The sequence below is a fragment of the Kocuria rhizophila genome (assembly GCF_003667225.1).
Taxonomy (GTDB): domain Bacteria; phylum Actinomycetota; class Actinomycetes; order Actinomycetales; family Micrococcaceae; genus Kocuria; species Kocuria rhizophila.
In genome coordinates, this window is the sequence record NZ_RCOM01000043.1 from 1 (window position 1) to 20,773 (window position 20,773).

Annotated in this window: 15 protein-coding genes and 1 pseudogene; 4 read left to right on the plus strand and 12 right to left on the minus strand. The window is 69.9% G+C overall.

Annotation, left to right across the window (positions count from 1 at the left end; all coding sequences use genetic code 11):
• Positions 1 to 51: 51 nt before the first annotated feature.
• Positions 52 to 1,491: an FAD-dependent oxidoreductase gene (locus D9R02_RS07205; RefSeq protein ID WP_180956153.1), complete on the minus strand. Its 1,440-nt coding sequence runs from the start codon at positions 1,489 to 1,491 to the stop codon at positions 52 to 54.
• Positions 1,492 to 1,742: 251 nt separating this feature from the next.
• Between D9R02_RS07205 and D9R02_RS07210 the strand changes: the two genes are divergently transcribed.
• A complete protein-coding gene (locus D9R02_RS07210; protein ID WP_180956152.1) occupies positions 1,743 to 3,203 on the plus strand; it encodes an NCS2 family permease in 1,461 nt (486 codons plus the stop codon).
• 156 nt (positions 3,204 to 3,359) lie between these two features.
• On the opposite strand, the gene D9R02_RS07215 is transcribed toward D9R02_RS07210, so the two are convergent.
• A complete protein-coding gene (locus D9R02_RS07215) occupies positions 3,360 to 4,289 on the minus strand; it encodes a spermidine synthase (protein ID WP_101888229.1) in 930 nt (309 codons plus the stop codon).
• Between the two features lie 148 nt (positions 4,290 to 4,437).
• Positions 4,438 to 4,737, minus strand: a pseudogene (locus D9R02_RS07220) (thiamine-binding protein); the annotation flags it as partial.
• A gap of 109 nt (positions 4,738 to 4,846) precedes the next feature.
• Here D9R02_RS07220 and pta point away from each other — a divergent pair.
• A complete protein-coding gene (gene pta / locus D9R02_RS07225; RefSeq protein WP_121566648.1) occupies positions 4,847 to 6,940 on the plus strand; it encodes a phosphate acetyltransferase in 2,094 nt (697 codons plus the stop codon).
• A gap of 42 nt (positions 6,941 to 6,982) precedes the next feature.
• Here pta and cls read toward each other — a convergent pair whose 3' ends face one another.
• On the minus strand, positions 6,983 to 8,455 hold the full coding sequence (gene cls, locus D9R02_RS07230; RefSeq protein WP_039101531.1) for a cardiolipin synthase: 1,473 nt from the start codon (positions 8,453 to 8,455) through the stop codon (positions 6,983 to 6,985).
• Between the two features lie 232 nt (positions 8,456 to 8,687).
• Between cls and D9R02_RS07235 the strand changes: the two genes are divergently transcribed.
• Positions 8,688 to 9,920 (plus strand): acetate/propionate family kinase, encoded by a 1,233-nt coding sequence (locus D9R02_RS07235; RefSeq protein ID WP_121566649.1) that lies wholly within the window; start codon positions 8,688 to 8,690, stop codon positions 9,918 to 9,920.
• Positions 9,921 to 10,143: 223 nt separating this feature from the next.
• Here D9R02_RS07235 and D9R02_RS07240 read toward each other — a convergent pair whose 3' ends face one another.
• The 6 genes from D9R02_RS07240 to D9R02_RS07265 form a co-directional block, all read right to left on the minus strand.
• Complete coding sequence (locus tag D9R02_RS07240) at positions 10,144 to 10,647, minus strand: phosphoribosyltransferase (RefSeq protein ID WP_039101528.1); 504 nt, start codon at positions 10,645 to 10,647, stop codon at positions 10,144 to 10,146.
• Positions 10,648 to 10,656: 9 nt separating this feature from the next.
• Positions 10,657 to 12,015: a hypothetical protein gene (locus D9R02_RS07245; protein ID WP_039101527.1), complete on the minus strand. Its 1,359-nt coding sequence runs from the start codon at positions 12,013 to 12,015 to the stop codon at positions 10,657 to 10,659.
• Complete coding sequence (locus D9R02_RS07250) at positions 12,008 to 12,859, minus strand: WecB/TagA/CpsF family glycosyltransferase (protein WP_052239298.1); 852 nt, start codon at positions 12,857 to 12,859, stop codon at positions 12,008 to 12,010. The genes D9R02_RS07245 and D9R02_RS07250 overlap by 8 nt, the downstream gene beginning before the upstream one ends.
• Positions 12,856 to 13,971 carry a prenyltransferase/squalene oxidase repeat-containing protein gene (locus tag D9R02_RS07255; RefSeq protein WP_039101526.1) on the minus strand — a complete coding sequence of 372 codons (1,116 nt, stop codon included), beginning with the start codon at positions 13,969 to 13,971 and terminating at the stop codon, positions 12,856 to 12,858. The genes D9R02_RS07250 and D9R02_RS07255 overlap by 4 nt, the downstream gene beginning before the upstream one ends.
• Before the next feature lie 64 nt (positions 13,972 to 14,035).
• Entirely contained in the window at positions 14,036 to 14,950 is a 915-nt protein-coding gene (locus D9R02_RS07260) for a glycosyltransferase family 4 protein (RefSeq protein ID WP_160119476.1), read from the minus strand.
• Positions 14,951 to 15,084: 134 nt separating this feature from the next.
• Positions 15,085 to 16,641, minus strand: coding sequence for an O-antigen ligase family protein (locus D9R02_RS07265; RefSeq protein WP_121566650.1), 1,557 nt, complete (start codon positions 16,639 to 16,641; stop codon positions 15,085 to 15,087).
• A gap of 295 nt (positions 16,642 to 16,936) precedes the next feature.
• Here D9R02_RS07265 and D9R02_RS07270 point away from each other — a divergent pair, with 295 nt between their 5' ends.
• Positions 16,937 to 17,608 (plus strand): YveK family protein, encoded by a 672-nt coding sequence (locus tag D9R02_RS07270; protein WP_160119475.1) that lies wholly within the window; start codon positions 16,937 to 16,939, stop codon positions 17,606 to 17,608.
• 110 nt (positions 17,609 to 17,718) lie between these two features.
• Here D9R02_RS07270 and D9R02_RS07275 read toward each other — a convergent pair whose 3' ends face one another.
• Both D9R02_RS07275 and D9R02_RS07280 read right to left on the minus strand, forming a co-directional pair.
• On the minus strand, positions 17,719 to 18,951 hold the full coding sequence (locus tag D9R02_RS07275; RefSeq protein ID WP_235005144.1) for an AMP-binding protein: 1,233 nt from the start codon (positions 18,949 to 18,951) through the stop codon (positions 17,719 to 17,721).
• A gap of 348 nt (positions 18,952 to 19,299) precedes the next feature.
• Positions 19,300 to 20,694, minus strand: coding sequence for a phenylacetate--CoA ligase family protein (locus tag D9R02_RS07280; RefSeq protein ID WP_039101522.1), 1,395 nt, complete (start codon positions 20,692 to 20,694; stop codon positions 19,300 to 19,302).
• Positions 20,695 to 20,773 lie beyond the last annotated feature (79 nt).

The following is a 20,773-nucleotide window of genomic DNA, read 5'->3' on the forward strand; positions in this document are numbered from 1 at the left end:
GCTTCCCGCCCCGCCCCACCCCGCTCCGTGGACGATGCGTGAGGCGAGGGCCTACTGGCCCGAGCCGTTGCGGGAGACGGAGATCATCTCGTCCCGCTCCACCACCTTGACGCGCTCGCGGGGATTGCCCTCGGCGTCGTGCGAGGACTGGCCCAGGCTCTGCTCGTACTCGTCCAGGGCGAGCCAGCCGTCCCACGTGGTGTACTGCACGTCCTTGGACTCGAGCAGCTCCACCACGGCCTGGGGGTCCGGGTTGTCCGGATCGGCCAGGGAGGCACGGTCCGCCACGAGGTGGGTCACGGTCTCCAGGGCGTCGGACTTGGTGGCGCCGATCAGCCCCACGGGTCCGCGCTTGATCCAGCCGGTGGCGTAGACGCCGGGCACCGGGGTGCCGTCCGCCTCCACCACGCGGCCCTCCTCGTTGAGGATGACCCCGCGCTCGGGGTCGAAGGGCAGCTCGGGCAGGGGGGAGCCCAGGTAGCCGATCGCGTGGTAGACGGCCTGCACCGGGTACTCGGTGTACTCGCCCGTGCCGGTCACGGAGGCGTCCCCGTTGAGGCGCGTGCGCTCCATGCGGATGGCACGGACCTTGCCGTCCTCGTCCCCGAGGATCTCGTCCGGGGTCTGCAGGAAGTGCAGGTGCAGCCGGCGGGACGCGGTCTTGGGGGTCTCGTCCTCACGCCACTTCTGCAGCGTCTTCATCATGACCTTGGTCTGGTTGTTCTCGGTCATGGCCTTCTCGGAGGCCTCGTCGAACTGGAAGTCCTCGTCGTAGACCACGATGTCCACGTCCCGGGACTTGGCCAGCTCACGCAGCTCCAGGGGCGTGAACTTGATCTGGGCGGGGCCGCGGCGGCCGAAGATGTGCACGTCCGTGACCGGGGACTGCTTCAGCCCCTGGTACACGTTGCCCGGGATCTCCGTGACCAGCATGTCGTCCGCGTGCTTGGAGAGCACCCGCGCCACGTCCAGCGCCACGTTGCCGTTGCCGATCACCGCGATCTCCTTGGCCTCCAGCGGCCACGTGCGCGGGTAGTCCGGGTGGCCGTCGTACCAGGCCACGAAGCGGGCCGCGCCGTAGGAGCCGTCCAGGTCCGCGCCGGGGATCTCCAGCGGGGCGTCGTTGACGGCACCGGTCGCGAAGATGACGGCGTCGTAGTGGGTGAGGAACTCGCCCAGAGTGATGTCCCGGCCGTACTCCACGTTGCCGAAGAACCGGATGTCCCCGCGGCCCAGGATGGAGCGCAGCGCCGTGATGATCCCCTTGATGCGCGGGTGGTCCGGGGCCACGCCGTAGCGGATGAGGCCGAACGGGGTGGGGTAGCGGTCGAACAGGTCCACGCTGACCTCGAGCTCGCCCTCGCGGACCGCCTCGGTCTTGGTGAGCATGTCCGCGGCGTAGATCCCGGCCGGGCCGGCGCCGATCACGGCCACGCGAAGCGGGCGGGAGGTGGGGGTTGTCACGGTGGTGATTCCTTTCGACGCGCACACGGATCCCGCGTGCAGACAGGGACTGGGATCAACGGTAGTGAACTCAGGTCAGTCCTGCCTAACCACGCAGCCGCCCCGGAGGCGGAGCGACGGCTCCGGGTCCTGGCGCCACCGGCCCGCCTGCCCCACCGGACTGGGGACCGTGGCGGGCGCTGCGGCACGGTGCGCGGGCGGCGTCGTCGTAGTATTTCTACACAAACACCCCCACCCGTCCCGTTCGGCGCGGCCAGCGCCCACCCGTGAGGATCTGCATGTCGTCTTCCACCCCGCCCGCTCAGCGCAGCGAGCCCCGAGGCGGGCTGGACCGCTTCTTCTCCATCACGAGGCGTGGCTCCACCGTGGGCCGCGAGGTCCGCGGCGGCGTGGCCACGTTCATCGCCATGAGCTACATCGTGGTGCTCAACCCGCTGGTGCTCGGCTACGGCCCGGACGGCGCCGGGAACACCCTGGGCGGCGAGCGCGTGGCCGCCATGACCGCACTGGTGGCCGGCGTGCTGACCATCCTCATGGGTGTGTGGGCCAGGTCCCCGTTCGGCGTGGCCGCCGGGCTGGGCGTGAACGCGTTCCTGGCCGTCACGATCGCCACGAACCCCGGGCTCACGTGGCCGCAGGTGATGGGTCTGGTGATCTGGGCGGGCGTGATCATGGTGGTCCTGGTGGTCACCGGGTTCCGCACGGCGGTGTTCAACGCGGTGCCGGACTCCCTCAAGACCGCGATCGTGGTGGGCATCGGGCTGTTCATCGCGCTGATCGGGTTCGTGAACGCCGGCTTCGTGCGCCGCATCCCGGACGCCGCCCACACCACCGTTCCGGTGCAGCTGGGCACCGGCGGTGAGCTCTTCGGCTGGCCCACCCTCACGTTCGTGGTGGGCCTGCTGCTGACCGTCGCGCTGATGGTGCGCAACGTCAGGGGCGGGATCCTGATCTCGGTGGTGCTCACCACCGCCCTGGCGCACGTGCTGGAGGCGATCTCCCCCAGCGGCTCCTCCGTGGACAACCCGCACGGCTGGTCGCTCGTGGTGCCGTCCTCCCCGGAGGCGCTGTTCGCGGTTCCGGACCTGTCCCTGCTGGGCTCCGCCGCGCCCATCGACGCCTTCCGCGAGCTCGGCGGGATCGCGTGCGCTCTGCTGATCTTCACCATCCTGCTGTCCATCTTCTTCGACGCCATGGGCACCATGGTGGGGCTGTCCCGCCAGGCCGGGCTCGAGGACGCGGACGGTCAGATCGAGAACGTGGACCGCGTGCTCCTCGTGGACGCCCTCGGTGCCGTGGCCGGCGGCGCGGGCTCCGTGTCCTCCAACCAGATCTTCGTGGAGTCCTCCACGGGCATCGCGGACGGCGCCCGCACCGGCCTGGCCAACGTGGTCACCGGCGTGCTGTTCCTCGCCGCCATGTTCCTCACCCCGCTGGTCAACGTGGTCCCGTTCGAGGCCGTGGCCCCCGCCATGGTGGTGGTCGGCTTCCTCATGGCCCGCAACGTGGTGGCCATCGACTGGGCGGACCTGGGCGTCGCGATCCCCGCGTTCCTCACGTTCGCGGTCATGCCGTTCACGTACTCGATCGCCAACGGCATCGGCGCGGGCTTCGTCTCCTACGTGTTCATCCGCCTGGTGCAGGGCCGCGCCAAGGACGTCCACCCGCTCATGTACGTGGTGGCACTCGCGTTCGTGGCGTTCTTCGGCATCGGCGTGATCGAGGGCTGGGCGAGCTGATCCACTTCTCCTGACGACGACGCCGCCCGTCGCCTCCCACGGGGCCGTTCCCGTGAAGCGCGGGCGGCGTGCTGCACGCTCGATTGCCCCGCATGCCGTGCTCGGCGACTTTCCGTGCGACGCGCGGACACCTCCCACGTATCGCCGCCCCGCCCGTCAGGCCGCGTCCGGCCCCTCGGGGACCGGGTCCGCCGGCTTGTCGAGCCACGGCCGGGTGTCCGCCGCGAGCTCACGGCACCACGCGGTGTCCTTGTACTGGGCCGGCAGGGAGCCGCCGAGCAGCTCACGACCCAGCGCGGCGGCGTCGGCGGACCCGGCTGCGGGCAGGGGTGCGTGCGAGGCGGCCAGCACCACGTTGCCGTAGCGGCGGCCCTTGAGCATGGGGGCGTCCGCGACCGCGGCCACGTGCTCGAAGACCTCCAGCAGCGCCGCGATCTCCGCCCGGGTGCCCTTGAGATTGCGGGTGTCCCCCACGTTCAGCAGGTACAGCCCGTCCGGCGCGAGCACACGGTCCACGTGGCGCGCGAACTCGAGCGTGCGCAGGTGGCCCGGGGTCTGCTCCCCGGCGAAGACGTCCCGGATCACGATGTCCCGCGAGGCCTCGCTGAGGGACTCCGTGACCGCCCGCGCCTCCCCCGGGCGGATCCGCAGCAGCGGCGCGCGCGGCAGGTCCAGCCACTCGCGCACCAGGGTGGCCAGGGCGGCGTCGAGCTCCACGACCACCTGGCGCGCCTGCGGGTAGCGCCACGCGAGGTAGCGCGCCATCGAGCACGCGCCGCCGCCCAGGTGCAGCACGCGCAGCGTGGTGGGATCCAGGTGCGAGGACACGTGGTCCTCGAGCACCGTGGAGAACCAGCGCATGTACTCGAACTCCAGCTGGTCCGGGCGGTCCGGGACGATGTGCGAGGACGGCACCCCGTTCACCCGCAGCACCCACGCGCCGGGCACGTAGGTGTCCTGCTGCAGCTCCACGGTCCCGGTGTCCGTGACCCAGGTGCGCTCCACGAGCCCCGGCGCGTCCGACGACGCCGCGGCGCCGGATTCCGCGCGACCGGCCCGTTTGGTGCTCTTGCTCTTCCTGCTCACGAGGTGCGCGGGGCCGTCACTTCCGACCGACGGCGTCGGAGCTCGTGGTGCCCTCCGGGCCGGCGGTGCCCTCTGATGCGGCGGATCCGTTCGAGCCGGTGGCACCCGAGGTGATGCCGCGGCGCTCCTGCGAACGGCCCAGCTCGTGGCGGGACAGCGCGGACTCCAACCGCTCCAGCTTGCCCGTCAGCTCGCCGGTGTGGCCCGGACGGATGTCCGCCTTGAGCACCAGGGACACGCGCGGCCCGTACTCGGCGACCGCCGCGGTGGCCTCCTTGACCACGGCCATGCACTCGTCCCACTCACCCTCGATGGTGGTGAACATGGAGTCGGTGCGGTTGGGCAACCCGGACTCGCGCACCACGTGGACGGCGGCGGCCACGGCGTCGTGGACGGAGGCATCGGGATTGTCCCCACCACTGGGGGAGACGGAGAAGGCGACCAGCATGTGACCAGTGTGGCACCGATCCCCGGTGTGCGTTACCCCTCACCCCCGGCCGTGTGGGGAGTCCATAGACTTGGAGGCACAGCCGGACGCTACCGAGGGAGCACGTTCCATGACGCAGGGCATCTACATCTCCGCGATGACACCGCAGAGCGGCAAGACGCTGGTGGCACTGGGGCTCACGGACACCATGTTCAAGCGCACGGACGCCCTGGGCTTCTTCCGCCCGGTGTTCGACGGCACCTCCCCCGAGGAGGATCCGGTGCTGCAGCTCATGAAGCGCACCTTCGACCTCCCGGACTCCCGGTGCCGGGGTGCGGTCTCCCTGGAGCGCTGCCGCGAGATCCTCGCCTCCGGTGAGCACGACGAGCTCGACTCCGCCGCCGTGGCCGTGTACTCCGAGATGGCACGGGAGTGCGACGTGATCGTGGTGGACGGCACCGACCTGGTGGCCCACAACGCCGCCACCGCGGAGTTCGACCTCAACGCCCGCCTGGCCAACGACATGGGCTGCTCCGTGGCCGCCGTGATCGGCGCCCACGAGTCCGAGCGGGTCAAGGACGTGCTCAACGCCGTGGACGTGACCCGCACCGAGCTGCGCCAGGCCGGGTGCGACATCTACGCCGTGATCGTCAACCGCGCGGACCCGGAGCACGCGGAGCAGATCCGCCGCGAGGCCAAGCCCGGCAACCACAACCTCCCGGCGTACGTGATCCCGGAGCTGCCCGCGATCTCCAACCCCACCGTGGCCGAGCTCGTGGACGCCCAGGGCTACGGCACGGACTTCAACTCCTCGTCCCTGGACCGCGACATCAAGGCCGTGAAGGTGGCCGCGATGACCGCGGGCAACTTCCTGGACCAGATCGCGGACGGGGACCTGGTGATCACCCCCGGGGACCGGACGGACGTGGTCTCGGCAACCCTGGCGTCGTCGTTGGCGCCCACGCTGCCGGTGCCCGCCGGGATGCTCCTGACCGGGGGCTTCCGGCCCTCCGGCGCAGTGGGTTCGCTGCTGAGCGCGGCCCCGTTCCCCGTGCTGACCACCGAACGGGACACGTTCACCACCGCGCAGGCCGTGGCGGCCACGCGCGGCACCCTGGCCGGCGCGCACTCCCGCAAGATCGCCGCGGCGCGCGGCGCGTGGGCGGAGCACGTGGACAGCGAGGAGCTTTCCGGCCGCCTGACCCTGCCGCGCCCCGTCAAGCGCACGCCGCTGCGCTTCCTGCACGAGCTCGTGGAGTCCGCGCGCGCGGACCGCAAGCGGATCGTGCTGCCCGAGGGGGACGACCCCCGCATCCTGCGCGCCGCGGAGCTGATCCACCGCCGCAACTTCTGCGACCTCACGGTGCTCGGCGATCCCGAGGCCGTCCGCGCGCTCGCGCAGTCCGAGGGCATCGAGCTGGACTTCGACGCCGAGGGCCTGGACCTGGTGGACTTCCAGCACGACGACGCCCTGCGCGAGAAGTACGCGGACGAGTACGTGCGGCTGCGCTCCCACAAGGGCGTGAGCAAGGACCAGGCGCTCGAGCGCATGCTGGACGGCTCCTACTTCGGCACCATGATGGTGCAGCTGGGGGACGTGGACGGCATGGTCTCCGGTGCCGCCCACACCACCGCCAACACCATCCGCCCGGCCCTGGAGTTCGTGAAGACCCGCGAGGGCGTGAACATCGTGTCCTCGGTGTTCTTCATGCTGCTCGCGGACCGCGTGCTGGTCTACGGCGACTGCGCCGTGAACCCCAATCCGGACGAGCAGCAGCTCGCGGACATCGCCCTGGCCTCCGCCCAGACGGCGCGCGAGTTCGGCGTGGACCCGCGCGTGGCCATGCTCTCCTACTCCACCGGCGGCTCCGGCTCCGGGGCGGACGTGGAGCGCGTGCGCGCGGCCACCGAGCTCGTGCGCGCCGCGGACCCGGACTTCGAGGTGGAGGGCCCCATCCAGTACGACGCCGCCGTGGACGCCTCGATCGCCAAGTCCAAGCTCCCGGGCTCGCACGTGGCGGGACAGGCCACCGTGTTCGTGTTCCCGGACCTGAACACCGGCAACAACACCTACAAGGCCGTGCAGCAGTCCGCGGGCGCGGTGGCCGTGGGCCCCGTGCTGCAGGGGCTGCGCAAGCCCGTGAACGACCTCTCGCGCGGCTGCACCGTGGACGACATCGTCAACACGGTGGCCATCACCGCGATCCAGGCGCAGACGCTCTGAGGACGTCGCCCCCGGGAGGACCGGGGGCGGCGTCGCCCTCCCTCACATCAGGGCGGAGGTGAGCCGGAAGACGCTGTTGAGGTAGCGCTCCCCCACAGAGCGGCCCTTCCACTTCTCGGCGGTGAGCACCGTGGAGGCGTCCCGGTACTGCTGGGCGAGGTCCTGCAGGCTGCCCACCATGTCCCCGCCGAACGCCAGCAGGCTGATCTCGTAGTTCAGGCCCATCGACCGCATGTCCATGTTGGAGGAGCCCATCACGGACATCTCCTGGTCCACCACCATGAACTTGGTGTGCAGCACCTCGGGGCTGCGGTACTGGTAGATGACCACGCCCGCGTCCAGCAGGGCCTCGTAGTAGGACGCCTGGGCGTGGCCCACCATGAACTGGTCCGCCTTCTCGCTGGTGAACAGCTCCACGCGCACACCGCGGTACGCGGCCGTGGTGACCGAGGCCAGCAGGGACTCGTCCGGGATGAAGTACGGGCTGCACAGCACCAGGCTCTCCAGGGCGGCGTCGGCCATGCTCGCGAAGAGCCGCTCGTTGGGACGCGTCTCGAAGCCAGGCCCCGAGGGCAGCAGCTGCATGTAGTTGCCCGGGCCGTCCGGGCCGGTCACCGGAACCGGGGCGTGCGTGGGGACGAACGTGTCCGCCATGAGCCGCTCGTTGGTCTCGCTGTACCAGTCCACCGCGAAGACCGCCTCGATCTCCTCGGTGATCTCCCCCGTCAGGCGGACCATGATGTCCACCCAGCGGCGCCCGATCTTCATGTTCTTCTTCGAGAGGTAGCTGGAGTCGATCATGTTCTGGCTGCCCATGAACGCCACGTTGCCGTCCACCACCACGAGCTTGCGGTGGTTGCGCAGGTCCGGGCGGCGCAGCTCGCCGCGCCGCGGCCGCAGCGGCATCATGAGGCGCCACTGGAACCCGGCGGCGTCGAACCGCTTGCCCAGCTTGCGGTACCCGGGATACTTGCGGGACCCCAGCTGGTCCAGCAGCACACGGACGACGACGCCGCGGCGCACCGCCCGCTCGAGCGCCTCGAAGAACGGGGCCGTGGTGTGGTCCCACGCCATGATGTAGACCTCCACGTGGACGTAGTCCTGCGCGGCGTCCACGGCGTCCACCATGGACGCGATCACGGCGTGCTCCTCCGTGAGCAGCTCCACGTGGGTGCCCGTGACGCACGGCAGACCCGTGAGCCGCCGGTTCATGTGGGTGAAGGACTCGAGCCACCGCGGGGGCTCTGCACCCTCGGGCAGGTCCGGATACTGCTCCAGACCCTCCGTGAGGCTCTTGTTGGCCTCCTCCTGGATGCGCATCCGCCGCCCTCGCACGTAGGGGCTGCCCAGCATGAGGAACAGCGGCAGGCCCACCACGGGCAGCACCAGGATGATCATGAGCCACGCTGTGGAGGAGGACGGCCGCCGGTTCTCGGGGACCACACCGATGGCGATGATCTTGATGCTGTAGTCGATGATCAGGTAGACGGTGGTTGCGAGGACGGTCCAGTCCATGGGTGCTCCGTTGCAGCGGGGGACACGTGTTTCCCCATGGTAAGGCCCCGGCCTGTCACCGGGCTGGCCCCGGCCTGTCACTGGGCTGTCACCGGTCTGTCACCGGGGCGTCCGGGCCCGGATGCCCCGCAGGTGGCGGGCCGCGCGGGATTGCCCCTGGCCGCTCGGAGACCCGCCTCCCGTGAGATCATGGGAGGAGCCCATCCGCCCGCCGATCCCGAAGGATCCTGCCATGCTCGTGCTCGTCGTCAACTGCGGCTCCTCCTCCATCAAGTACCAGGTGCGGGAGGTCACTCCGGAGGGTTCCGAGCCCAGCGCCTACACGTCCTCCATGCCCGCGATCAACGAGAACGTGCCCCTGGCCACCGCCACCGCGGGCATGGCCGGTGGTGAGGTGATCACCAAGGGGCTGATCGAGAACATCGGCACCTCGGACGTCAAGGACCACACGCAGGCCCTGGAGATCCTCGCGCAGCGCCTGGACGAGGAGCTCGGCGGGCGCACGATCGACGCCGCGGGGCACCGTGTGGTGCACGGCGGTGAGCGGTTCTCGGCCCCCGTGCTGGTGAACAACGAGATCATCCGCGCCATCGAGCGGCTCGCTCCCCTGGCCCCGCTGCACAACCCCGCCCACGCGCTGGGGCTGCGCGCCATCCAGAAGACCTACCCGGGCATGCCCCAGGTGTGCGTGTTCGACACCGCCTTCCACCGCACCATGCCCGAGAAGGCGTGGCGCTACGCGATCCCCGACAGCTGGTACGAGATGGACGGGATGCGCCGCTACGGCTTCCACGGCACCTCCCACGACTACGTGACGGGCAAGGCCTGCGAGTTCCTGGGGATCCCGCGCGAGCAGTTCAACGCCGTGGTGGCTCACCTGGGCAATGGCGCCTCCGCCACCGCGATCCGCGAGGGCAGGTCCTTCGACACCTCCATGGGCTACACACCGCTCGCGGGACTGGTCATGGGCACCCGCAGCGGTGACCTGGACCCCTCCGTGGTCACGGCCATGCTGGAGCGCAATCCCGAGATGAGCGCCAAGGAGATGAACCAGATCCTCAACGGGGAGTCCGGGCTGCAGGGCATCTGCGGGGACTCGGACATGCGCGTGGTGGAGCAGCGCGCGGAGTCCGGGGACGAACGGGCGCAGCTGGCACTGGAGATGGCCGCGTACCGGCTGTCCAAGTACATCGGCGGCTACCACGTGGCGGTGGGCGGAGCACAGGCCCTCATCTTCACCGCGGGCATCGGGGAGAACTCCCCCGAGTTCCGGACCCTCGTGTGCGATCAGCTGGGCGCGCTCGGCATCGCCCTGGACCCCGCGCTCAACGAGCACCCCGAGGGGGACGTGGCCCGGATCAGCGCCCCCGGCTCGGCCATCGAGGTCCTGGTGGCCGCCACGGACGAGGAGCGCGCCATCGCCGAGGCCACCGCGGCACTGGTGCAGGAGCGCGTGAAGCACTGACCCACTGCCGGCCGGCCCCGGTTGCCGCTCCTGCTCCCGTTCCGGTCTTAAGTGCAGATATTGCCGCCTACCAGGCAGTAGACGGCAATATCTGCACTCAAGACTCAGGAAGCACGGTGGGCGGCAAGCTGCTCCCCCACGGGCGCGGCACCACGGACCCGGGCAAACCGCGGGCCGGAGGCGCCCCGGGCGGCTGCACCTCAGCCAGGTCCAGCGGTCCGGATCAGCGGGACTTGGTGACCGGCTCCTGCGCGGACCACGGGAAGACGATCCACTCGTCCGTGGACTTCCAGGAGAAGTCGGGGCGGACCTCGGAGCGGGGCTTCTCGTAGATCACCGCGGAGCGGCACTCGGCGCCGTAGCCGCGCAGCAGCTCGAGAACGAGGGCCAGGGTGCGCCCGGAGTCCACGACGTCGTCCACCACCAGGACCTTCTTGTCGCTGATGGACTCGGTGTCCAGCATGGGGGCGAGCAGCACCGGGTCCGGCAGGGTCTCGTGCACGTCCGTGTAGAACTCGACGTTCACGGCGTCCGAAAGCTTCACGCCCATGGCGTAGGAGAGGGACCCTGCGGGCAGCAGGCCGCCCCGAGCCACCGCGATGATGATGTCGGGGACGAATTCCGAGTCCACGATCTGCTGGGCGAGTTCGCGGGTGGCGCTCCCGAACCCTTCCCAGGTGAGAATTTCCTTGTTGTCCAGTTCGGTGGAATCCGCGTGAAAGGCCATTCCCGTAGATTAGTCGGTTTTCAGTTCCCGCAGGTGGAGCCACAGGCCACCCACCATGCACAGGGAGCGGAACGCCTCTCCCACGAGCACCCACAGCGCCATGGTCTCCGCTGTGCGGGCGCCGGAGAGCAGGGCGCCGCCCACCACGACCACCACCTGTCCTGCGGCGATCATCGTGAACAGCCGCTCCCGCCCTCCCAGCACGAGCACGTTGGTGAACGCGGAGGTGACGGCGTTGACCACCGTGGCGACGACCAGCACGGTGGCAGCCGTCCAGGCTCCCTGGTAGGACGTGCCCAGCAGGTTCACGAGCCCCTCCGGACCCACGGCCAGGAGGAAGACGAGCAGCCCCACGGGCAGCACGAGGGAACTGGCAGCCGCCTCCGTGAGGAGACGGACCAGCGTTCGGCGGTCCCTCAGGGCCACCGCGGTGCGGGAGGAGAACACCGTGGCCACGGCCGAGGTGCCCATGGCTCCCCCGCTCTGGATCTTCTGCGCGACCTCGTACACGCCCGCCGTGGCCAGGGAGTTCCCGCCCAGCACGAACATCGGTCCGCGCACGCACAGCGCCGTGAGTGCGCCCCCGGCACCCACCGTGACGGCCGCCCGCCACGGCACGGGCTCCACCTCGGGTTCCCGTGACCTCGGGCCGGGAACCGCGCCCGGGACGAGACCGGCCCTGTCGCGCGGACGCCCCCCGCGGCGTCGCCGTGCCCCGGGCGCGAGCGGTCCCGCCGGGGACACCACCCACAGCGTCAGAGCAATGAGCACGAAGGCCGTCACCTGGGAGAGCACCAGCAGGTGCGGGGCGAAGGCCCCCGCGAGCAGCACGCCCAGCAGCCCGAGTGCGGGCAGCGCCACGGACTCCAGGAACTGCCCGAGCACGGGCCACCCGCGCGCCTGACGCTGCACCACGAACAGCCGTTCGAACGCCGACGCCGCCGCCACCACTCCCAGCGCGAGCAGCAGGACCCAGGGACGGTCGGCCAGCGCCAGCCCCGCGCACACGAGCACCAGGGCCGTGAGCGCGCAGCTCCACAGGATGCGCACCGCCCGCAGGTCCCGGCGCGCCACCGCACGGGCCTCCCGCACCCGCCCGGCGGACCACAGGGGGGACGCGGCACGCAGACCCATGATGTCCACCCCCACCGTTCCCGCCATCCGGGCCACGAGTGCCACGGACCACAGCACCCCGTTGAGCCCCACGGCCTCCACGGAGAACTGCAGCGCCACGGTCCCCACCAGCAGCATCTGCAGCACCGCCCCGGCCACACGGATGCCGAGCACCACCGCGGACTGCGCGGCGGCGCTGCGGCGCAGGGCGCTCAGACGGGCGGTCCTGCCGGGGGCGGCTAGCGTGTCAGGCACGGTGCCATCGTGCCCTCAGCACCAGCCACACGAACTTGGTGTTGCCCACCAGGTACCGCTTGAACATGCGTCGAGGCTCCTGCACCAGACGCCAGAACCACTCCATCCCGGCGCGCTGCATCCAGCGGGGAGCACGCGAGGTGCGTCCGGCCACCACGTCGAAGGAGCCGCCCACGCCCACGCAGATCCCGGCCTTCGTGCGCTCCTTCTGACCGAACACGAAGTCCTCCTTGAGCGGAGAGGGCACCCCCACCAGCACGATGTCCGGGCGGGAGCGGGACACGGTCTCCGCCATCTGCTCGTCCGTGATCCCCTCCCTGCGCCAGAAGCCGTTGTGGAAACCCACCACGTTGGCGCCGCGGGCGAGGAAGCGCCAGCGGACCTGGCGGACCACCTCGTCCGTGGCGCCCAGCAGGTAGATCCGGCGGCCGTTGTGGGCACTGAGGTCCACCAGCCGGTCCATCAGGTCGATGCCTGCCACGCGCTCCGGCAGCGGATCCCCGAGCAGCTTGGACGCCCACACGAGCGCCTGCCCGTCCGCCGTGACCAGGGTTGCGGTGGCGAACCTCTCCACGAGCTCGGGATCGTTGCTCACCGACACCAGCTTGGCCGCGTTCATGGCCAGGTGGTTGTGCCCGTGCCCACCGTCCTCGAGCAGCTGCTCGATGGCGGCCACGGTCTCGTCCATGGTCAGCGGGTCCACGGCGGCGCCCAGCAGCTCGCAGCGCTGGTGCGCGGCCTCCGTGGCGGGTCGGCCGTGGGAGCGGGCGCGAGCGGCGTCGTCGTCGTGCGGGCGTGGAGCCGTGCGCCGGGCCGTCGGGGCCGTGTGGTGGGTCTGCGTCATGAGAGGGCCTTCCCGAGCTCGTTGATGTCACGGTCCTTGGCGAGCGCCGCCCAGCGCGCGAGGGCGCACGCGGCGTGCGCCTGGTTCCAGCGCATGTGGGGCAGGGCGCGGGGACCGTTGCGGAAGCCGCCGTCCGTGCCCTGGTGCGCCAGCAGGTGCCGGATGGCGGGCTCCGGCGAGACCTCGAGGTCACCGCGCGCGGCCAGCGCCGCCATGAAACCCACCGTGGTGGCGATGTTGTGGACGTCGTCGGACGGCTTCTTCTCGTCCGCCATGTAGACGGGCAGCAGAGCCCGGTCGAGGCAGTGGGCGTACCAGTGGTTGAGTCCGCGCTCGTAGGAGCTGCCGATCTCGAAACCCTGCTCCCGCAGGACGTGGAGGGACTCCAGCACGTAGATGGTGTGGAAGGAGTCCACCCACTCCAGCCCCTCGCCCTCGCCGTAGGCCCACGAGCCGTCGGCGGCCTGGGCCGCCACGGTCCGGTCCACCGCGCGCTGCACGAGATCCCGGTTCCCTCCCAGCAGCGCGAGGGACTCGGCGGCCAGCAGGGAACCGTTGTGCACCAGGCGGTCGGAGGCCTCCGTGTAGCGGAAGAATCCGTCCGGGTGGGCCAGGCCCTCCAACCAGCGGGCCGTGTCCGGGGAGACCTGCTCCAGCCGCCCGGTGGCCGCCGCGGCCCGCAGGGCGAACACGGTGGCCACCACGTTCGGCGAGTTCGCGAGGTAGTGCGCCCAGCGGGTCTGGACGTCGAACTCGTACCCCCACGGGCCACGCCCACGGGTGGTGAAGATCCGGTCCACCAGCGCACCGGCCGCCGCCGAGTCGCCCAGCTGCTGCTCCGCCACGGCGAACAGGGCGAGCGCCTTGGTCATCGTCACGCCGGGGACCCTGGTGATCCTGCGCAGACCGTGACCCATCCGCTTGTGCGCCTGCACCCACACCTGGCGGGGCACACGACCTCTCACCGCGGACGCCCACGGTGACAGCAGCCCGTCGTACGGGTCCGTCCCCGTGAAGTCCCGGGTGCGCGCAAAATCCAGCGCACGCTCGGCGGCGGTTGCCACCTGCCCGCCCAACGCGTCCATTCTCGTCCCGGATGCACCAGCACTCATGTCTTCCCCCAAAATTGTGCGTGTGGCGATGACGTTCCCCGAACGGCATCCCCCGTGGTCTGTCTCAGGTGCCGGGGCCGGCCACCCGCTCGTACACGTCCTCCAGACGCTCGCAGTAGTTGTCGATGCGGTACTCCTCCTCCCAGCGGCGGCGCGCCTCCCGTCCCATGCGGGTCACACGCTCCGGGTCGGAGAGCAGACTTCTCAGCGCCTCGGCAAGGGCCGGCGGATCCCCCACGGGGACCACGACGGCGCTGCGTCCGTCCTCCACCACCTCGCCCACCGCGCCCACGTCCGTGACCACCGGAGCCAGCCCCCAGGCCATGGCGTCCAGCAGGGACATGGGCAGGTTCTCGCCGTAGCTGGGGAGCACCAGGACCGATGCCTGCGCAAGCCGTTCCTCCAGCTCCCGGGCTCCCAGCCACCCGGTGACCTCCACGTCCGGGGTGCGGGTCAGCAGATCCCCCAGCTCCTCCGGGGCCGGGTTGTCACCGGCAAGGACGAGGGTGGTGCGCAGCTCGGCGGGCAGGGAAGCCCAGGCCTCGAGGAGGTCGTGGACGCCCTTGCGGCGGCCGAGCTGCCCACTGAACAGGACGATGGGCGCGGTTCCGCGGAGGGGTGCCGCCGGGGGACCCGGAACAGCGTTGGGAACGACCGTGATCCTCGCGGGGTCCACGCCAAGTGAATGGGTGATCTCAGCTCGCCAGAACTCTCCGAGGACCACGACCGCAGCTGCCCCACGGAACATGCTCGAGATGCAGCGACGAGCCAGGGTGCGACTTCGCGCCACGAACACATCGAACTTCCCCCCGTGGAGGTGCAGGACGTACGGGTGCCCTCGCATCCGCAGCACCGTTGTGAGCGCCAGCTTGCGCCAGGTGCTCAGCCCTGACGCCAGATTCAGGTGGAACACCGCGCCGTCGGGAACTGAGTCAGCGCACACGAGCAGTGCGTTCAGGAAGCGGAGCAGACGACGCACGGGCGGACCTGGGGTGCCCCCGGAATCCACGAACTGCAGGTCAGTCCCCGCGCTTGTCGAGCGGGAGAGGTGGCCCATGAGCACACCTATTCCGCCTGCGGAGTCCGGTACCGGTCCCAGGACGATGACTCGACTCAACTGGTTTCACCCTCGTCCTGCTGATGGGGGGCTGAGGGAACCCGAGAGGTGGAGTCCTCGCACCGCGTCGCGCGGCTCGGGAGGCAGTCATCGGACGGTTCAGGGAGCACAACCCCACTCCCCGCCAAACCACCGGGGGTGGTCGCTGAAGCGGAACGTGCCCACGGCGCCTCCCCCTGGACTGCCGGAGCCACCTCCAGAACCACAGGGGCGAGGCCGCCACCGGAGGACTCCCGCAAGTAGACGGCGGCGGCGATGCCCACGACCATGAAGACGGGTCCGAACATGGGCGGCCCTGTGAAGACGGGGGCCGCGAGGGATTCAACGAACATCTGGGCCATCCAGCTGACCGCGACGGCACCGAGCCAGCGCACGTGGGGATGGGCGTGGCGGCGCATCAGGCGCCATGCCGGAACCATCAGGAGCACGAGCGCGGTGACATAGCAGAGCATGCCCAGAGCCCCCGTCTCGGCCAGGACGGAGGGCCAGAACGTGTCCGTGAGAAACCCTCCCCGGGCTCCCTCCCCCATGCCGTAGATCCGCTGATAGCCCAGGTCCACGTAGAGGGGGCTGTAGGTGGAGGATGCCACTGCGGATCCGAACCGGCCGAAGCCCACGCCCAGTGGGAATGCGGCGGCCGCCAGCTTCACGGAGTCGATGGTCATCAGAGTGCGTGCCGTGACACCCACGTTGTCGAAGTACTCGTGGTAGGACGTCGTGATCACCTGGGTGAGTGGCTCCCAGCCGACGATCAGTGCGGCCGGAACGAGGATGGCAATGGTCGCGGCGGCCTTTGCCTTGAGCCCCGGCAACCACAACCGCCCCACCACTGCAACCAGTGCGGTCGAGGCTACGGACTTGCGCCGGAACGTGAGAAGTCCCGCGAGCCCTGTCGCCACCAGCAGCCCATAGGTCCATACCGAACGGGCGATGATCCTGTGGTACGCGAGCACGGCCAGGAAAGCCATGCCCATTGTGGAGCCGAGCCCCACGGGGTGGTCGAACACACCCGTGAGACTGGGAATGCCCAGGCGGTAGCTGACGGGCGCGCGCCCCACCACGGAGTTCCACGCCTCCGGCGCCGCCGCGTTGAGCACGGCGGAAAGGAGGATCAGCACGAGGATCGCAGTGGCCACCCTCGCCGCGGGGCGGAGGTCTTCCCGACACCAGTCCAGCTGCATGACCCCCAGAGCCAGCAGGGGGCCCTTGAGGATCAGGAACGCCCCAAGGCCCCAGACGCTCAACGGCACCGTGTTGATCACGGAGGACACGAGTCCCAGCGCGAAGAACGCGCCGAAGAACCAATAGGCGCCAAGACAGCGTAGAGATCCGTGGAGCACCAGGCGTCTGGCGGAGAAGACCAGGAGCGCCAGCGCCACAGCGATCTCGTCCACGTTGCCCAGCAGGGACACCCCGGACACCGTGGCCAGGGTCTGCGAAAGCAGGGTCATGATGAGCAGGACGACGCAACTCGCCTTCGGCCACCGTCCCATGGCCATGCACGCGCCCACGCCCGCGAGCACGCCCACAAGCGCTGCGACAATGGTCCCCACTGAATTCGTCCCCCGATGCCATGACGTGCGGCCGTCCCCCGACTGACCTGCGGTTTCACTCTACCGATCGGCACGAAATGTGCACAGTCGCTCCGCAGGTTGACATGGGCGCAGCCTCGTACGGGACCCGTTCAGTGTGCGGCCGGAGGCCACCATGGGCGTTCCTCTCCCCTAGAATGGACGCACAGAGCGCCCGGGGGGAACGCAAGAGTCGGGTGGACATCATGACTATGGCCGCGGGACCACTGTGGCCAGCGCAAGGGGATCCGCACACACCATGAGCCAAGCAACACGCATGCCTCGACCGAACCTCGAGCACGGGGAAATCAGCACGTACGACATGGGCAGAGCGCTGCGCCGGGGCTGGTGGATGCCGCTCGTCCTGGCCCTCGTGGGCGGCCTGCTCGGATGGGCGGGATCCGTGGCAGTGGGCACGTCCTACACCTCCACCGCCTCCGGTGTGGTCGTCGCGGACGGTGGCACGGACGCCACGGAAGCCCTCGCCGGGGAGAACCTCGCGAAGTCTCGGGCGGTGACCTTCAGCAGCATCTCCGAGAACAGCTCCACGGCCTCGGCGGTGATCGAGCGGATGCACCTGGACACCACGCCCGAGGCCGTCCTGCAGAACGTCAAGACGTCCGTCCCCACGGACACCAGCGAGGTCCGTGTCGCCGCAACAGCGGGATCTCCCGAAGCGGCACGCGATCTGGCCGACGCATGGGTGGACGAGCTCAGCAAGCAGGTTGGCGAGCTCGAGTCCACCACCCAGGGCGAGGGCGTCAAAGTGCAGATGGCCAAGGTGGGTGAGGCCTACACCCCCCAGAATCCGTCGTCAGTGTCACCTTCACTGCTCATCTCCGTGGGAGCACTGCTGGGTCTGCTGGCCGGAATTCTGATGGCGATCGCCCGGGAGCACAGGAGCACCCGGGCGGTGCACTCCGTGCCTGGTACTACCCAGGCTGCCTGAGCAACCCCGCCACGAGGCAGGTCTCCCCCTGCGCAGCTCGGCGACCGCCGTCGCCCCGGTGGCTGAGGGCGCACCCCCTCTGAGCGGGTGCGCCCTCGTCGCGTCATCACCTAGGCCCAGGTGGTGGGGGCGTCCGGGATCCGCTGGTCCAAGAGACTGAACTTCCCGTTCGCAGATGCCGGCAGCTCGGCGACGATCTCCAGGTCCAGGTCCACCTGGTTCTCGGCACGACGACACATCAACTGGTGGAAGGCCTCCAGATCTTCGCGTCGGGCCCCGGGAACGGGTTGGACCTGCAGTGTGGCTCTGCCCGGCACGTCCTGACGCAGCCTGAACCGGTAGACGCACGCAAGCTCTGACCCGTGCGCCGTGAAGCTCGTGGTGGGGAACAGCTCTCCGTCCGTGCGCACCAGTCCCTCCCTGCCGCGGCGAGCAAGGATGTCCCGGAACAGTGGCGTACCGATGGCGTCGTGACCCACCAACTGTGCCGAGTCCCCTGTGTCGTAGCGCAGCAGAGGCATGCCGCGACCGTCCAGCGTGGTCGTCACGATCCGCCCCCGTTCCCCTTCAGGCACGGGCCTTCCACGCGGGTCCAGGAGCTCCACGTGACCGTACGTGGGGTACGGGTGGTAGACGTGGTCGTCATCCATCCGAGCCAGCACGGTCTTCTCACTCAGTCCGTAGAACACGGAGATCCGGGCGTTCGGGAATGCGGCCCGGAGATGTTCTTCCTGAGCAGGAGTGAACTGCTCCGACACCGGAAGGATGCCTTGGATTTCCTGACGCCATGAGGTGTCGAACTCAGCGTGATCCACAATGCGCGCCAGGTAGGTCAGCGTGGAGGGCGAGCCGTGCAGGTACCTGACCCTGTGCTTGCAGATGAGCTCCCACAGTTCCTGGGACGTCTCCGGGCCAACTGCAGCCACGCGAACCAGGATTTCGCCCACCGTTCGCATCACGAGGTGAGTGCGGCGGCCCGGCAGCTCCACTCCCCGGAAGAAGACCCGCCAGTCGCCCAGCTTGTACCCCGTGGAGGACCACGCGTCCACGACGAACGCCCACTCCCGCGCCCCGCGATTGCGGTTCAGCAGAAAGAAGATGGGCTCTCCCGAAGTCCCTGAACTCGCGGACAGCTCCACCTGCGACTCATCGACCGCCAGCATGTCCCGGTAGTTCTGGGACAGGTCCTGCCTGGTCATGATGGGCAGTCTCCGCAGCGCCTCTCGGGCCGTGAGTTCTCCCTGCAACGCGCTGGCCACGGGCCCGTAGCGTGCGTCCCTCGCGAAGTACGGCGCCTGGCTGGCTGTGCGCATGGTGTCCAGCAGCCGTTGGTCCACCGTCACCCGCGCCCACCATGGCGTCGACCGGGCTTTGAGAATCTCTCTTCGCGTGGCCTCGTACACCGGGCCGTAGCGCATCGTCGGCGGCACCAGCCGCACAGGAGCTGCCAGCAGTTCCCGTTGCTGAACGGGCATGTGGCCCACAAATTCTCTGATCGACGTCAATGCGTCTGCCTTCCCCCGTGTGACCGCCCATCCCCTGGGCGGGCCACCGTCACCTGTCGCGCCCAGTCTGACCTGTTTTCCCCGGGGTTGCACATTCGAACCTGCCATGACCTGGGACGATGCCGGCGAGAGCGAGCATTTCCTGTACCCGTTCCCGGGGGCGTCACCACGCCCCCGGGAGCTCTTTCACGCCCAGGTGGTGGGTGCGTCGGGGATGCGCTGGTCCAGGAGGGTGAACTTCCCGTTCGTCGTGGCGGGCAGCTCCGGGACGATCTCCATGTCGAGCTCCACCTGGCCCTCGGCCCTGTTGACCATGAGGCGGTGGAACCGTTCGAGGTCCTCCGGACGCGCGTCAGCCACGGGCTGCACCAGCAGGGTGGCCCTGCCGGGCACCTCCTGCCGCAGCTTGAAGCGGTAGACGCACTCGAACTCCTCCCCGTGGACGTTGAACGGGGTGGTGGTGAAGAGCTCCCCGTCCGCCCGCACCAGTCCCTCGCGACCACGGCGGGACAGGATGTCGCGGAACAGAGGGGTGCCAGCGGCGTCGTGCCCCACCAGAAGGGCGGAGTCCCCGGTGTCGTAGCGCAGCAGCGGCATGCCGCGGCCGTCGAGCGTGGTGGTGATGATCCGCCCCCGCTCGCCCTCGGCCACGGGGGTGCCATGGGGGTCCACGAGCTCCACGTGGCCGTACGTGGGGTACGGGTGGTAGACGTGGTCGTCGTCCATCCGGGCCAGCACGGTCTTCTCGCTCAGGCCGTAGAAGACCGAGATCCCGGCACGGGGGAACGCCCGGCGCAGGATCTCCTCCTGCGCGGGGGTGAACTGCTCCGAGACGGGCAGGATCCCGCGGATCTCCTCGCGCCACGAGGTGTCGAAATCCGCGTCCTCCAGCAGCCGCGCCAGGTAGACCAGGGTGGACGGGTAGCCGTGCAGGAACCTGATGCCGCGCTTGCGGATCAACCGCCAGTACCCCTCGATGGACTCCGGAGTCACCGTCTGGATCCGCACGACGATCTCCCCGGTGCTTCCCATCACGAAGTACGGCCGGCCGCCGGGGAGGTCCAGGCCACGGAAGAACACCCGCCAGTCCCCCAGCTGGTATCCCGCGCTGGACCACGAGTCCACCACGAACGCCCACTCCCGGGCCCCCCGGTTGCGGTCCAGCAGGAAGAAGATCGGTTCCCCCGAGGTCCCGGAGCTCGCCGAGAGCTCCACCTCCGACTCGTCGGCGGCCAGCATCTGCCGATAGTTCGCGGAGAGGTCCTGGCGGGTCATGATCGGCAGCCGTCGCAGGGCGTCCCTCACCGGCACGCGTGAGTGCAGAGCATCCACCATGGCGCGGTACCGGGGATCACGCGCGAAGTAGGGGGCACGAAGCGCCGTGCCCATGGTCTGCAGCAACCGCTCGTCCACGGTGCGCCGGGCCCACCAGGGCGTGGTGCGGGCCTTGAGGATCTCCCGCCGTGCGTTCTCGTAGACCGGCCCGTACCGGCGCGCCGGCGGCAGCAGCCGTGCGGGCGCGGCCAGGATCTCCCGCTGCTGGACCGGCATGTGCGCCACGTGCTCCCTGATCGACGTCAAGGCATTCCCCTTCCCCCCTGGTGCGGTGCCACCTGTCCCCCAGCTGGCCCACCGTCTCGTTCACCTCCCAGTGTGTACT